The organism is Celeribacter sp. ULVN23_4, assembly GCF_054788345.1.
This window is the reverse complement of the sequence record NZ_JBTVYO010000002.1, coordinates 234,128-248,600: the sequence shown is the minus strand read 5'-3', so window position 1 is coordinate 248,600 and position 14,473 is coordinate 234,128. Positions and strand designations below refer to the sequence as shown.

Sequence of the window (14,473 nt, the reverse complement as noted above, 5' to 3'; positions counted from 1 at the left end):
CCCATCTCCCCCTCCAAACAAATGCCTTGGTCCCCATAAATGCCCCCACAGCAAGAAGACCAAAGCCAACAAAAGTAACGCTAACAGTATATATACTAGCCTAAAAAATGGCGTTGATGTGCCTCAAAATAACCGTAATTCAAAATATCTCTTTTTTTAGCCCCCATCAGAGAGCCCCAAAAACAGGTCAGAAAGGCGCTCAGAAAACGCCTCCCCCATGCCATCTTCGAAAGCAAAATTTACACCGTGTCTCCGCCTCCCCGAAGACGCGTTTCGTTATGATTACAAACTCAGCCAGCTCTGTTCCACGACCGCTTCCATTGCAACGTAGCTCGTCGTTGAGCTGACATGCGGCAGCGTGGAAATCTTCTCGGCCATAATCTCGCGATAGTGTGCCATATCGCGGGATCGCAACTTGATCTGGTAGTCAAACCCACCGGCGATCATATAGCACTCCTCCACTTCCGGGATGCGCCGCACCGCGTCATTGAACTCTTCCAAAGCCTTTTGGCGCGTGTCGGACACCCGCACCTCGATATAGGTGACATTGGTCAATCCGAGCTTCAGAGGCGACAGGATCGCCCTGTATCCCGTGATCAATCCCAGGTCTTCCATCTGCTTGATTCGATAGGTCACAGGGGTCTTCGACAGACCTACCTTTTTAGACAGTTCCGTAATCGGAATTCGGGCATTCGTAACAAGCGCCTCGAGAATTTTCTGATTGGCGACATCCAACTCGAAGTTCATCCTAAAATTTCCCTCAATTTAGGTTATTTCGACTATTAAAAAACAAAAATTAGAGCCTTCGTCTATAATTATCCCCGTATTATTGGCAAAATTCCACCCTTCGGAGGTTACCATGGGTCTTCCCCCCTTTCCCTCTCTCGGATTCGCCGCGAAATACGCTCCAGAGAATCAGTTGCTCGAATCGCTCACCCGCGAGGCGGCCATTTCCCCGCAAACCCGCGAGGCCATCAGTGGCCGCGCTGTCACGCTCGTGAAGCGTATCCGCACCGAGGCGAAGCCCACGTTGATGGAGCACTTCCTGGCCGAATATGGTCTCTCCACCCGTGAAGGCGTGGCGCTCATGTGTCTGGCTGAGGCCATGCTCCGCGTGCCCGACAGCTTCACCATCGACGCGTTGATCGAAGACAAGATCGCCCCCTCGGAGTGGAACAAGCACATTGGCACCGCCGCATCCTCATTGGTCAATGCCTCCACTTGGGCACTGATGCTCACCGGAAAAGTCCTCGACGACAAACAGCCGGGGATCGCAGGCACTCTGCGCGGGGCAGTCAAACGTCTCGGCGAGCCTGTCATCCGGACGGCCGTCGGCCGCGCAATGAAGGAAATGGGTCGCCAGTTCGTTCTGGGCGAGACCATTGAAGCTGCGCTCAAACGCGGCGAGGCTCGCGAGAAACAGGGGTTCACCTATTCCTTCGACATGCTCGGCGAGGCCGCCCGTACCAAGGCCGACGCGGATCGCTACGCCAAAGACTATGCCGACGCCATCACAGCGATCGGCAAACATGCCGCTCATGACACGATCGTGGACAACCCCGGCATCTCCGTAAAGTTCTCCGCCCTGCACCCGCGTTATGAGGTGGCACAGGAAGAGCGCGTGATGACCGAACTGGTCCCCGTCGTCTCCCGCCTCGCCCGTCAGGCCAAAGACGCAGGCATCGGCTTCCACGTCGACGCTGAGGAACAGGACCGCCTCGTACTCTCCTTCAAAGTGATCGAAGCCGTGCTCTCCGACGAGTATCTCGCCGGGTGGGAAGGTTTTGGTGTCGTGGTGCAGGCCTATGGCAAACGCGCCGGCGCGGCCATCGACGCGCTCTACGACATGGCGAAACGCTATGACCGCAAGATGAACATCCGTCTCGTCAAAGGCGCGTACTGGGACACCGAGATGAAACTCGCGCAGGTCACGGGCCAGCCGGGCTTCCCGCTCTACACCTCCAAAACCGCGACCGACGTGTCCTACGCTTGCCTTGCCAAGAAACTCTTCGGCATGGGCGATCACCTGTTCCCGCAGTTCGCCACGCACAACGCCCACACGGTCGCGACGATCATGGAACTGGCCGAGGGCCGTCCTTTTGAGTTCCAGCGCCTGCACGGCATGGGCGAGCGCCTGCATGACATCGTGCTGAAAGAAACCAACGGGCATTGCCGCATCTATGCGCCCTGCGGCGCGCACCGCGATCTTTTGGCCTATCTCGTCCGTCGCCTGCTGGAAAACGGCGCGAACTCTTCGTTCGTGCACCAGATCGTCGACGAGAACGTCCGCCCGGAAGACATCGCCAAAGACCCGTTCGAAGCGCTCGCAACCGCGAAAGCCCCTGCGGGTCTCGACCAACCGGCCGATATCTTCGGCGGCAACCGGATCAACGCCAAGGGCTGGGATCTCAACGATGACGGCGTTCTCTCCGAGATCTACGCCGCACGCGACATTGAGATGCCGAAAGCCCGCCCGCTGACCGTGACCGCGCCGACCGGCACCGCACATCCTGTGACCAACCCGGCAACGGGGGAAGTGATCGGCGAAGTGACCGAGGCCGACAGCGCCACCGTCGCCAACGCCCTGAACGATGCGCAAATCTGGTCCGCCTCCCCCTCTGAGCGCGCCGCTGTTCTACGCCGCGCCGCCGATCTCTATGAGGAAAACTCCGGTGCCTTCTTCGGCATTCTGGCCCAGGAAGCCGGGAAATCCCTGCTCGATGCAGTGGGCGAAGTGCGCGAAGCGGTCGATTTCCTGCGTTACTATGCTCAGGAAGGTGAGGCCAGCGCCCGCACACCGCGCGGCATCTTCACCGCGATCAGCCCGTGGAACTTCCCTCTGGCGATTTTCACCGGGCAGATTTCTGCCGCGCTGATGGCCGGGAACGCGGTACTCGCGAAACCTGCGGAGCAAACCCCGATCATCGCCACGAAAGCGGTCGAGCTGCTGCACGAGGCCGGTGTGCCGCGTGAGGTGCTGCAACTCCTGACCGGGCGCGGCTCCACCGTTGGTGCGGCGATCACCTCTGACCCGCGCGTCAAAGGTGTGGTCTTCACCGGCTCGACCGACACGGCCCAGCGGATCAACCGCACCATGGCCGAAAACCTCGAACCGGGCACGCCGCTGATCGCGGAAACCGGCGGTCTGAACGCGATGATCGTCGACTCCACGGCGCTCTCCGAACAAGCCGTGCGCGATATCGTGGCCTCCTCCTTCCAATCGGCTGGTCAGCGCTGCTCCGCGCTGCGCTGCCTCTACCTTCAGGAAGACAGCGCCCCGCATGTGATCGAGATGATCAAAGGCGCGATGGATCAGCTTACCGTCGGCAACCCGTGGCAGCTGACCACGGATGTCGGCCCGGTGATCGACAAGGAAGCCCAGACCGAGATCGCGAGCTATGTCGCGAAGAAGTCCAACACGATCCTGCATCAGGTTGGCACCCCGAACGAAGGCACTTTCGTGGCTCCGACCCTTCTGAAGGTCAAAGGCATCAACGATCTGGAACGCGAGATTTTCGGCCCGGTGCTGCATGTCGCGACCTTCAAGGCGCGCGATCTCGACAAGATCGTGGCCGAGATCAACGGGCGCGGTTTTGGCCTGACCTTCGGCCTGCACACGCGGATCGACGACCGGGTGCAGAGCATTTCTGACGCGATCCATGTCGGCAACATCTACGTCAACCGCAACCAGATCGGCGCGGTCGTGGGCTCGCAGCCCTTCGGAGGCGAAGGCCTCTCCGGCACCGGACCGAAAGCGGGTGGACCGCTCTACCTGCCGCGCTTCTTCGCGCCGGAACCGGGTCTCTCAGAGGCTGGCAGCTTTGCGCGCTCCGCCGATCTCAAGGCTCTGAGCACGGCCCTCGCCTCGCCCAAAGAGAATCTTCTGGAAGAGCGCCTGATGCCTGGTCCGACCGGGGAGCTGAACCGTCTGGCCTTCTACTCTCGTCCGCCGGTGCTTTGCCTTGGGCCGGGGGCGGACGCTGTCAAAGCGCAGGTCGCGGCAGTCGAAGCTCTGGGCGGCGTCGCTGTGGCGCTCGACGGCACCTTGTCGGCGAAAGAGCTGGCCAAGATCGACGGCCTCTCCGGCGCGCTGTGGTGGGGGAACGCGGACACCGCGCGGGCCTATGCCAAGGCGCTGGCCTCCCGCGACGGCGCAATCACGCCGCTGCTCACCAGCCGCCCGGACAAGGCGCATGTCGCGCATGAGCGTCACCTCTGCGTCGACACCACGGCGGCAGGCGGCAACGCGGCACTGCTCGCCGGTTGATCGGCCCGATACAAAAAAACGAAAAAGCGCGGCCTCCCGGTCGCGCTTTTTCAATCACAGATCCGAAAATCTGTCCGGCTGCATGGCTCATAGTCGCACCTCATGCGTGAAGCAAATCTTCGACATTCCGGAGCGAAAGCCGCCACCGGACATAAGGCACCGCCGCCAGACGGATGATTTCCGGGCTCGTCTTGATATCGCGGAAGGGAGAGCGTTTGATCACAGCCCCCAGCAACGAAACCGCCACGACGCCTCAAGCAAAATGCCTCTGACATGGCCCCTCAAGACCGCCATTGAAGATGGGGAAGGCTTTTCAAAGCAGCGCGCTGGACAGCATCTGAAATGCTGTGATGGGGAGAAACTCGGACGAGGCGCGGCCAGACGCTCACCGCTTCTATGACCGTCTGGGGTTGATCCGTCACATATCAGGTACAAGCTGAAGGTCTGAGAGGGGACAACAAACCATTCTAAACACTGAACACTGCGCAGATGCAGCGAGGAAGGTGAACGCCCGTACCCGAAAGCCCCCCCTAGGCTCAGGACCGACAATTGAACCGTAGAGAGGAGATAAAGGACAGCGCGATGATCGTTGCTCCGAGAAGACCGGTCACGACCTCCGGGATGTGTACGAGGCTCTGCGCGAACATGATCACCGCGAGGGCGAGGATCGAATAGAACGCACCGTGTTCAAGAAAGCGGAACTGGTTCAGTGTTTCCTTCTCCACCAGCATGATCGTCATCGATCGCACATACATCGCGCCGATCCCGAGACCGATGGCGATTAGGAAAAGGTTGTTGGTGAGCGCGAAGGCACCGATGACGCCATCAAAACTGAACGAGGCATCGAGGACTTCGAGATAGAGGAACGCCCCAAGCCCCCCTGCCCGTGCAGCACTTTGAATTTCCGATTCCGCATCAAGCACATGGCTGAGCGTCTCGACACACATGAACACAACAAGCCCTATGATCGCAGCTTTGAAAAACGTCGCCTGTTCTTCCGTGCCCAGAAACAGCCCGAACCCAAGCACCACCAAAAGCACCGTGCCGTATGTCACGCCCTTGATCGTGCCCATGGAACGCAGTTTGCGCTCAATCCGGTGAATCCAGTCAATCTCTTTGGCCTCGTCCATGAAGAAGGACAAAGCCACCATCCCGAGGAAGGCCCCGCCGAAGGCGGCGATGGAAAGGTGGCTCTCGGCCATGATGCGCGCGTATTCCTGCGGCTCGCTGACTGACAGACGCACGGCTTCGATCGGCCCGACCCGCGCGGCAATGGCGACGATGGCCAGAGGAAAGACGATCCGCATGCCGAAAACAGCGATCAAGATGCCCCAGGTCAAAAACCGCTGCCGCCAAACGGGCGTCATCGTCTTGAGCTTATTCGCATTGACGATGGCGTTGTCGAAAGAGAGCGAAATCTCCAACACGGCCAAGACAGAGCCGATCAACAGAAACGAGAAGGCCGCGCCGAGCGTCCCGTCGAAACGATAGCCTAGCCAAAAAGTCGCCATGAGGCCCAGAACCGTCACGAGGATGGCCCATTTGAAATAGTGAAGTAGCGTTTTCATATCGTCCTCTCGGAAACTCGTCTCAGGCGTCCGCAAGAGCCAGACGTGCGCGGCGGCGCTCGGCCTGAACATCAGGATCAGAATCGAGACCCGCCGCCAGAAGCCGTTGCGTGTAGCCTTGTTTTGGGGCCTCGAAAATCTGGCGCACTGCTCCCTGTTCCACGATTTCGCCACGCTTCATAACGAGCACACGATCCGCAAAATCGCGCACCACCGGCAAGTCATGGGCAATGAAGATAAAGGCAATGCCAAGGCGGTCGCGCAGCTCGCCCAAAAGCGCGATCACCTGCGCCTGAATGGAAACGTCGAGCGCGGAGACCGCCTCATCACAGATGATCAGATCGGGTTCGAGCGCCAGCGCCCGCGCAATCGCGATCCTTTGACGCTGTCCGCCGGAGAATTGGTGCGGATAGCGCAGCGCGTGATTGGCCTGAAGCCCGACCTGTTCGAGCAGTTCCTCGACGCGGGCGCGCCATTTTGATTTTGGCAGGATGTCGGGATGGATCACCCATGCCTCGGAAATGATGTCATACACGGACATATGCGGATTGAGGGACTGGGTCGGATCTTGGAACACCATCTGCAACTGACGGCGCAGTTTGCCCATCTCTTTTGGGGATTTCTTGAGAATATCCTCGCCCCTCCATGCCACAGTTCCACCACTGGCCTCTTCCAGACGGAGCATCAGCCGCGCAATCGTAGACTTACCGGAGCCGGACTCACCGACCACCGCCAGCGTTTCACCCGCATATAGATCGAAATTCGCGCCCTTGAGCGCATTGAATGCGCCGTAGGACTTTTTGAGATTGCGAACCTCAAGAATTGGAGCGGCCGTTTGAAACCCGTCCCGCATCTCGCCCTTTCCCGGCGCGGCGGCAAGAAGTTTGCGCGTATAGGGATGCTGTGCGTTATGGTAGAGGTCTCGCGGCGTGCCGCTTTCGACGATCCGCCCGCCTTCCATCACCACGGCGCGGTCGGCCGCTTCGGCCACAACCCCGAGATCATGGGTGATGAGCAACAGCCCCATTCCGGTCTCTTCCTGCAACTCTTCCAGCAGGGAGAGAACTTCGGCTTGAACCGTCACGTCGAGAGCCGTCGTGGGTTCGTCGGCGATCAGGATATCGGGCTTGAGCACCAAGGCCATGGCGATCATCAAGCGTTGACGCTGACCGCCGGAGAACTCATGCGGGTATTTTCCCATCGATGCCTTGGCGTCAGGGATGCCCACCCGTTCCATCAACTGCAGCGCACGCTCGTAGGCCTCTGCCTTGGAACGCCCGTGCGCCATCGCGGTTTCCGCGATTTGCCAGCCGACCGGATAGACCGGATTTAGATGTCCCAGAGGGTCTTGGAAAATCATCGAAATCCGTTTGCCATTGAGACGGCGTCGGTCCTCTTCGGAGGCTTTCAGCAAGTCCTGACCATCAAAAAGGATTTCCCCGCTCGTGATCTCGCCCGGCGGCATGTCGATCAGGTTCATGATTGCTGAAGCAGAAACCGATTTCCCCGATCCGCTTTCACCAAGAATAGCGAGGGTTTCGCCACGGTCGAGATGCCAGGAAATGCCGTTCACTGCATTGACGAGACCATTGGCGGTATGAAAGCGGACAGAGAGGTCACGGACTTCGAGAAGATGATCAGCCATTCTTTTTCCCTCCGATTTCGAGACGCCAGCGTTGTGTCGGATTGAGCGCGACGCGCATCCAGCTCGACAACAGGTTCAGCGACATCGTGGTCAAAATGATCGCCAGACCAGGCCAGAACGCGAGCCACCATGCGTTTGTGAGATACTGTCGGCCCTGGCTCACCATGAGACCCCATGTGATCTCCGGTGCCTGAATGCCGATCCCGAGGAATGAGAGTGCGGACTCCGCCAGCATGACAAAAGCGAAATCGAGCGTCGCGATGGTCAGAAGCGTGGGCAGGATCACCGGCAGGATGTGTTTGAACACGATCCGGCGGTTCGACGCCCCCATGACCTTTGCGGCCTGCACGAACATCCGTTTCCGGACTTCGAGCACTTCGGCGCGGGTCGTCCGCAGATAGATCGGGATGCGCGTGATCGCGAGTACCAACACGAGGTTCCCGATCGACGGCTCCAACATATAAAGCACGATCACGGCGAGGAGCAGCGACGGGAAAGACATGATCACATCGGCCAGCCGCATGATCACCTCTCCGGTCCAGCGTCCGGCATAGCCCGCAATCAATCCAAGGGTCGATCCGACAACGAGAGAGCCGAGAACAGCCCCCGCCGCAATCACCATGGTGTTTTGAGACGCCACGATGATCCGCGCGAGCAGCGGACGCCCGAGGGCATCTCCACCGAGGATGTAGAAAAAACCGCGCGTCAGCTCAAAAGGTGGCGCATTGCGTGCCCTCAGATTGGTTTTTGCAGCCATATCTTCGAGAAACATCGGCCCGAAGACAGCGGACATTAGCACAACCAACAAAAACAGGATCGCTATAGAGGCGAGCTTGTCGGCCCAGAGCATTCTGATAAGGCGCCGTAGTCCGGTCGCGCCTTTTGGCGCTGTGACGGGCATTGCGACGGTGTTATCGGTGGGGGTCCCGCTCATCAGTCCCTCCTCAGGCCCGGATACGCGGATCGAGCAGCGCATAGGCAATGTCGATCAGGATGTTCATGATAAAGATTGCGATGGCCGTCACCATGATGGCGGCAAGGATCACATTGAAATCACGCTGGAGGATCGAGTCGATCATCAGTTTGCCCACACCGGGGAACCCGAAGATCGTTTCGACAACGACGGCACCGTTCAAGAGCGCCGCAGCTTGGTCCCCGATCACCGTGATCACCGGAAGCATCGCGTTCCGCAGCGTGTGCACGAAGATCACAGGACGGTTCTTCACCCCTTTTGCACGTGCGGTTTTGACATAGGGCGATCCAAGCGCATTGATCATGGAGCCGCGCACGATTTGCAGGATCAAGCCGAACGGGCGGATGAAGAGCACGCAGATCGGCAGGATCCAGTGCCACACCGTCCCCGTGCCAGAGGTTGGCAACCACCCGAAGCTCACAGAGAACAGGACGATACCGACAATGGCGATCCAGAAATCCGGCGCGGAGGCCCCGATCAGGGACAGCACGGAGGCAAAGCGGTCAAAGGGACGTCCAACATTGAAAGCCGCAATGGAGCCGACGATGATCGCCGCAACAGTCACAAGCGCCATGGTGATCAGGGCAAGCTGAAGCGTCCAGACAAATGACTCGAGAACCACATCGATCGCAGGTCGCGCCTTGCGCAGACTGTCGCCGAAATCGAGTTGGACGAGATCGGAGAGGTAGCGACCGAATTGAACAAGCACCGGGTCGTTCAGCCCGTGGATTTCTCGGAAATTCTCCCGCATCGCCTCAGAGGCATCCACCGGCAGATAGAGTGCGGCAGGATCACCTGTCAGGCGCGAGAGGAAGAACACGAGGACGATCAGGACCATCAGCGAGACAAAGCTCGACACAGCCCGTTTTCCCAGCATCTTTTTCATGGAACTCTCCGTCAGAGGTTCGAAACACGCACGAGACACATGCCCCGCGCGTGTTCCGGGAGGTAGGGCTTACTTCAGACCGATTTCGGCAAGCTGAAGCTGGCTGTTGGTCGCGATGGTCGGGGTGAAGTCGACATTTTCACCCACGCGGGCATGGCCCACCATGTGGAACAAAAGCACATCCGCGACGAGATCGTCATGCAGGTAACCGAACAGTTCGGACCAAAGCGCGACACGCTCGTCACCGGTCGCAGCCGTCGCACGTTCGATCAGATCATCGGCTTTGGCATCTGCGATACCCGCTTGACGGCCATCGGAGTGGTATTTGAAGTACATCGAGAAGACCGGATCGCCCCGCGAGTTGTCATGCTGGGCGCCGACGAGGATCGGCTGGTCCTGAACGTAGGGCTTCGAGTAGTATTGTTCGTGCTCGGCCACTTCGACCATTTGCAGACGGATATTGAACCCAACCTCGGAAAGCATGGACTGGATCGCCTCATAGGTTTCAGTGGCGCCGGGGAAGTTGGCAGTACGCCCCACGAGCAGGATTTCCGTGTCAACCGGCGCACCATCCGCTTTGGCCTCTTCCAACAGCGCCTTTGCGCGGTCCGGATCATAGGCCCAGGCCTTGGTGTCTGGGTTCCAACCGAGTGTCGTCGGCACGTTGATTGCCGTTGCGATCTGGGTGCCATCGGCGAGGATCGTGCCGACGAATGCCTCACGGTCGATCCCGAGGTTCAGCGCCTCACGCACCCGCTTGTCGTCGAGCGGTGCCACGCCGTGGTCGATCCGCAGGTAGGTGGTCTCCGAGTTCGGATAGGACCGGTCCATATCGGTCGTTGCATCAATCGCGGAAATCGAGGGCGCAATGTCTGCTTCGCCGGTTTGCACCATTGCCGCACGCACAGACGGATCAGACCGGAAGGCATAGGTGGCCGTGGTCACTGCGGGCTGCTCCCCCCAGTAATCGTCACGCCGCTCAAGCGTAATGCTCTGGCCCGGTTCCCAGTTGGACAGGACATAGGGCCCAGTGCCCACCGGCTCACGGGTGAATTCGATCGGCGTCTCAGATGGCACGATTGTCAGAAGAGACAAGAGAAGCGGCAGGATCGGCTGGGCCGGATCGGTCTTGAAGTCGATGGTCAGATCATCAACCACGCTCGGCGTGATCGAGATGCCTTCGTAATAACGCGAGATTTCACAGGTGATCTGGTCGCTGCCTGCGCGCTCGAAAGAATGCTTCACATCGGCAGCGTCGAACGCAGTGCCATCCGAGAAGGTCACGCCCTCACGCAAATGGAAACGCCAAGTGGTGTCATCCACCAACTCCCAGCTTTCAGCCAGACGCGGCTTTAGGCCCTCATCACCGCGCACATCAAGCTCGGTCAGGGTTTCGCTGATGTTTCCAAGGACGATGCGACCAATGTTGGAGCGCGTAGCCATGCAGGGTTCGACGAGATCAGGCTCTTCGCCGAGGACAATGGTCACGCTGGAATCCTGCGCAAAAGCCGGGCTCAAAGCTGAGGTCGCGAGCAGCACCCCCGCAAGAAGTGTTGTCTGTTTCATATTTCCTCCCTGAAAGCTGAATGCTTCCCAAAACTGCAGAGCGCTCCCACGCTCGTTCACTTGTGGGCGCTTTTCGCGCCTCGTTACGCCATCGCCTCCCAGCATGATGGACGCACCACCAATATTGGTAAAGTTGAAAACCAAAGTCAAATACTCAATTTTTCAGATTTCATAAATTCACTTTGGATATTGTTTTATTTATACTTATTTTCACCAACTCAAAACTTCATCACCCGTTTCAATTGCTGACATCCCCTCCAAACTTGACAAGTTGTATACTAATCTGATCACTTGTCAGCCAGACCACCAAAGGAGGAGCCCCCATGACGCCGGAAGAAATCGCTGAAAACATGGATGGAATACTGTCGCCGCGTCCCGACGGCGCTTGGGCGATTCTCCCTGCGGACACGATCCAGAATCATGCTGCGTTTTTGGCGCGCCTGCCCGATGGGGCGCTGGCCTGCGCTTGGTTTGGCGGCACACTCGAAGGCAAATCCGACATCTCAATCTACGCGACAATTCTGGACGAAGGCACCTCGCAATGGGGCCCTGTCGCACGCCTGACAGATGACCCTGATCGCTCGGAGCAAAACCCTGTCCTCTTTACCGCACCGGACGGCAACATCTGGCTCTTCAACACGGCGCAACCCGCTGGAAATCAGGATGAATCGCGCGTGTACATCCGCCCGGTGATGCGCGCGGGCGACCGCCTCACCTCCGGCGCAAAACGTGACATCGGCCTGCCGAACGGCACTTTCATCCGCGCCCGCCCGTTTGTTCGGGAGGACGGTGCCTGGGTTCTCCCCCTCTTCCGCTGCAACCCGCGCGAAGGCATCCGCTGGACCGGAGCCTTTGACACAGCCGCCATCGCCGTGAGCATGGATAACGGCGACAGCTGGACGGTGACAGGTGTTCCCAACTCTCCGGGTGCCGTTCACATGACCCCCGTTTCGCTTGGCGGGGACGACATGGCCGCCTTCTATCGCCGCCGCCAGTCGGACTATGTTCACCGCTCCGAAAGCCATGACGGCGGACGGAACTGGAGCGCGCCCGCCCCGACGGATATCCCGAACAACAACAGCTCCATCGGCGTCGCCCCCCTCACCGACACCGTCCTCGGCGTGGTATGCAACCCAATCTCGGCGGCAGAATCCTCATCCCGCCGCGCGTCCCTCTACGATGAACTCGAAGAGAACGACGACCGCCCTGAAGGCGAAGGCTGCCATCCCATCTGGGGTGTCGAGCGCGCTCCACTCGCGCTGTGCCTCTCGGCGGATGGCGGGAAAACCTTTCCGGTCCGCTACACCGTTGAAACGAGTTCAGGCACCTGCCTGTCGAACAATTCCATCGACGGCCACAACAAGGAACTCTCCTACCCCGTCCTGCTGCCGCGTGAGGATGGCGGGTTGGATATTGCCTACACGCTCTACCGCCGCGCCATCCGGCACGTGCGCCTGAGCGCCGACACCGTGGCCAACCTCGTCGCCAAAACCGTTTAAAAGGAGCGCCTCATGCCTACTATGGATCGCCTCATCACCATCCATCAACCCAAGCGCCTCGAAATCGGCGCTGGAGCCGCCGCCAAAGTGGGGGAATGGGCTGAATTTACCAAGAGACCGCTCGTCATCGCCTCTGGCCCGACCGCGCAATATGTCGAACGCCTCGCCTTATCGGGCGACATTCTGGTGATCGACAACGTGCCGCCCGAACCGGACCTGCCCGCATTTGAAGAGGTGCTCGCACAGGCACGCGCCCACGACCCCGACCTCATCGTCGGCCTTGGTGGCGGATCGGTGCTCGACATCGCAAAACTGGTTGCGGCACTCTGGAACAGCTCCCAGACGCTCATCGATGTGGTCGGACCGAACAAGGTCGCCGGACGCAACACCCCCCTTGTTCAGGTCGCAACCACAGCCGGGACCGGATCCGAGGCAGGCATTCGTGCGCTTGTTACAGACCCGGAGACGAAATCAAAACTTGCCGTCGAGAGCCCGCATCTGATCGCCGATCTCGCCGTACTCGATCCGGAACTCACCTATTCCGTACCATCCGCAGTGACCGCTGCGACCGGCGTGGATGCGATGGCGCATTGCGTCGAGGCCTTCACCAATATCAAGTCACACGACTTGATCGACGGCTATGCCCGCATGGGCTTTGGTCTCGTCGGAAAATACCTCAAGCGCGCCGTTGAGGACGGTTCTGACAGCGAAGCGCGCGCGGGCATGATGCTGGCCTCCTACTATGGCGGCATTTGCCTCGGACCGGTCAACACAGCGGCGGGTCACGCGCTCGCCTACCCGCTCGGCACACGGCTCTCCCTGCCGCACGGGCTGGCCAACGCGATCATCTTCCCGCACGTGCTGGCCTTCAACCAACCCGTCGCGCCAGAAAAATCCGCCGAAGTGGCAAACGCGCTCGGCCTCAGGAATGCAGGCAGCCAGGACGCGCTCAAAGCAGCGGCGTTTGAATTCTGTCGCGATCTCGGGATCGAAATGCATCTCAAAGCGCATGGCGCAAACGCGGCCGATCTTGGCGTCTGGGCCGAGGAAGCTCACGCAATTCGACGCCTGATGGACAACAATCCACGCGACATGAGCGTCGATCAGGTTCACGCCATCTACCGCGACGCATTCTGACCACCCCAGCCTCGCGAAAACAAAAGCGCGCCCTGCTCAGGCGCGCTTTTCCGTTAAAGTGTTTCTCAAAAAACTGAGATACTCGACTTGAGAAACACGGTAATATCAATGCAGTATAGCAAAGTTTTCCACTCAACCCGTCTCAAATCAAACGAAAAACGCTTTCAGCCCATTGTCGATGGTCCCCACAACATTCACATCGACAGATCAAGCATCCCACCACCAAACAAGCGCTCGCGCGAGTGGATAATATGGGCGCGCATGACATCACGCGCGCGCTCCGCATCGCGATCCCGGATCGCTTCGTAAATTCCGCGATGCTCGCCCAGAACATGCTCAAGCGCTGCCGCCCCATCCGACATGAGCGCATCCCCGTGCATCTTCATTCCGACATAAACATGGTCGCGCAGCGCCTTGAGCGTCTCGGCGTAATATTGATTGTTCGAAGCCCGTGCGATCGCGAGATGAAAGGTAAAATCCGCATCCTCACGGTGCAGCCGCGAGCCCGTCGCATCGGACAACAGATCCAGCGCGCGCACCATCTCATTCAGGCTCTCGTCATTGCGCCGTTGCGCGGCGAGCCCGGCGGCATCAACCTCAACAGTCAGGCGGAATTCATAACAGCGCTGGATGTCCGCGATGGTTTCGACCGGTGTGTATCCGAGCGCCGGTTCCCGCTTGACGCGCACGAAATTGCCGGCGCCCTGACGGGAGACAATCAACCCCTCCTCGCGCAACTGCTCTAACGCAACGCGCAACACCGGGCGCGACACTCCAAATTGACCGGAGAGATCCTTTTCCGCAGGGAGCTTCTCATTCGCACCGTAATCTCCACGGGTGATGCGATTTTTCAGGGCAGTGTAGACCTTTTCCGAGAGAGGCGGCCGAGAACTCCTAGAGGACGTATTATCTGGGTTTTTCTGGTCCATTTT

Annotated in this window: 10 protein-coding genes and 1 pseudogene; 3 read left to right on the top strand and 8 right to left on the bottom strand. The window is 59.2% G+C overall.

All coding sequences use genetic code 11. From position 1 onward, the window contains the following. Positions 1–282: 282 nt before the first annotated feature. Positions 283–747 (bottom strand): Lrp/AsnC family transcriptional regulator, encoded by a 465-nt coding sequence (locus ACYBHZ_RS06530; RefSeq protein ID WP_460273451.1) that lies wholly within the window; start codon positions 745–747, stop codon positions 283–285. A gap of 112 nt (positions 748–859) precedes the next feature. Between ACYBHZ_RS06530 and putA the strand changes: the two genes are divergently transcribed. Continuing rightward, positions 860–4,267 carry a bifunctional proline dehydrogenase/L-glutamate gamma-semialdehyde dehydrogenase PutA gene (putA, locus tag ACYBHZ_RS06525; RefSeq protein WP_460273450.1) on the top strand — a complete coding sequence of 1,136 codons (3,408 nt, stop codon included), beginning with the start codon at positions 860–862 and terminating at the stop codon, positions 4,265–4,267. A gap of 106 nt (positions 4,268–4,373) precedes the next feature. Here putA and ACYBHZ_RS06520 read toward each other — a convergent pair. The 6 genes and pseudogenes from ACYBHZ_RS06520 to ACYBHZ_RS06495 all read right to left on the bottom strand — a co-directional run. After that, positions 4,374–4,490: pseudogene (locus tag ACYBHZ_RS06520) on the bottom strand (IS6 family transposase); the annotation flags it as partial. Positions 4,491–4,803: 313 nt separating this feature from the next. Further along, the gene (locus ACYBHZ_RS06515) at positions 4,804–5,835 is read right to left on the bottom strand and encodes a DUF475 domain-containing protein (protein WP_460273449.1); all 1,032 of its coding nucleotides are present in this window, start codon (positions 5,833–5,835) and stop codon (positions 4,804–4,806) included. A 22-nt stretch (positions 5,836–5,857) separates the two neighbouring features. Then, the gene (locus ACYBHZ_RS06510; RefSeq protein ID WP_460273448.1) at positions 5,858–7,480 is read right to left on the bottom strand and encodes an ABC transporter ATP-binding protein; all 1,623 of its coding nucleotides are present in this window, start codon (positions 7,478–7,480) and stop codon (positions 5,858–5,860) included. Next, on the bottom strand, positions 7,473–8,414 hold the full coding sequence (locus ACYBHZ_RS06505) for an ABC transporter permease (protein ID WP_460273447.1): 942 nt from the start codon (positions 8,412–8,414) through the stop codon (positions 7,473–7,475). The genes ACYBHZ_RS06510 and ACYBHZ_RS06505 overlap by 8 nt, the downstream gene beginning before the upstream one ends. Positions 8,415–8,424: 10 nt before the next feature. After that, positions 8,425–9,339 carry an ABC transporter permease gene (locus tag ACYBHZ_RS06500; protein WP_460273446.1) on the bottom strand — a complete coding sequence of 305 codons (915 nt, stop codon included), beginning with the start codon at positions 9,337–9,339 and terminating at the stop codon, positions 8,425–8,427. A gap of 69 nt (positions 9,340–9,408) precedes the next feature. Continuing rightward, entirely contained in the window at positions 9,409–10,905 is a 1,497-nt protein-coding gene (locus ACYBHZ_RS06495; RefSeq protein WP_460273445.1) for an ABC transporter substrate-binding protein, read from the bottom strand. 323 nt (positions 10,906–11,228) lie between these two features. On the opposite strand from ACYBHZ_RS06495, the gene ACYBHZ_RS06490 reads away from it, so the two are divergent. Both ACYBHZ_RS06490 and ACYBHZ_RS06485 read left to right on the top strand, forming a co-directional pair. Then, positions 11,229–12,404, top strand: coding sequence for a sialidase family protein (locus ACYBHZ_RS06490; RefSeq protein ID WP_460273444.1), 1,176 nt, complete (start codon positions 11,229–11,231; stop codon positions 12,402–12,404). A 12-nt stretch (positions 12,405–12,416) separates the two neighbouring features. Further along, positions 12,417–13,541 carry an iron-containing alcohol dehydrogenase gene (locus tag ACYBHZ_RS06485; protein WP_460273443.1) on the top strand — a complete coding sequence of 375 codons (1,125 nt, stop codon included), beginning with the start codon at positions 12,417–12,419 and terminating at the stop codon, positions 13,539–13,541. Between the two features lie 194 nt (positions 13,542–13,735). Here ACYBHZ_RS06485 and ACYBHZ_RS06480 read toward each other — a convergent pair whose 3' ends face one another. Then, entirely contained in the window at positions 13,736–14,470 is a 735-nt protein-coding gene (locus ACYBHZ_RS06480) for a FadR/GntR family transcriptional regulator (protein ID WP_460273442.1), read from the bottom strand. Between the last annotated feature and the right edge of the window lie 3 nt (positions 14,471–14,473).

Bases quoted from the DNA above. Each gene is read 5' to 3' on its own strand.
- putA (WP_460273450.1), top strand. From the start codon at position 860: ATGGGTCTTCCCCCCTTTCCCTCTCTCGGATTCGCCGCGAAATACGCT.
- ACYBHZ_RS06495 (WP_460273445.1), bottom strand. From the start codon at position 10,905: ATGAAACAGACAACACTTCTTGCGGGGGTGCTGCTCGCGACCTCAGCT.
- ACYBHZ_RS06530 (WP_460273451.1), bottom strand. From the start codon at position 747: ATGAACTTCGAGTTGGATGTCGCCAATCAGAAAATTCTCGAGGCGCTT.
- ACYBHZ_RS06510 (WP_460273448.1), bottom strand. From the start codon at position 7,480: ATGGCTGATCATCTTCTCGAAGTCCGTGACCTCTCTGTCCGCTTTCAT.
- ACYBHZ_RS06485 (WP_460273443.1), top strand. From the start codon at position 12,417: ATGCCTACTATGGATCGCCTCATCACCATCCATCAACCCAAGCGCCTC.
- ACYBHZ_RS06480 (WP_460273442.1), bottom strand. From the start codon at position 14,470: ATGGACCAGAAAAACCCAGATAATACGTCCTCTAGGAGTTCTCGGCCG.
- ACYBHZ_RS06500 (WP_460273446.1), bottom strand. From the start codon at position 9,339: ATGAAAAAGATGCTGGGAAAACGGGCTGTGTCGAGCTTTGTCTCGCTG.
- ACYBHZ_RS06505 (WP_460273447.1), bottom strand. From the start codon at position 8,414: ATGAGCGGGACCCCCACCGATAACACCGTCGCAATGCCCGTCACAGCG.
- ACYBHZ_RS06515 (WP_460273449.1), bottom strand. From the start codon at position 5,835: ATGAAAACGCTACTTCACTATTTCAAATGGGCCATCCTCGTGACGGTT.
- ACYBHZ_RS06490 (WP_460273444.1), top strand. From the start codon at position 11,229: ATGACGCCGGAAGAAATCGCTGAAAACATGGATGGAATACTGTCGCCG.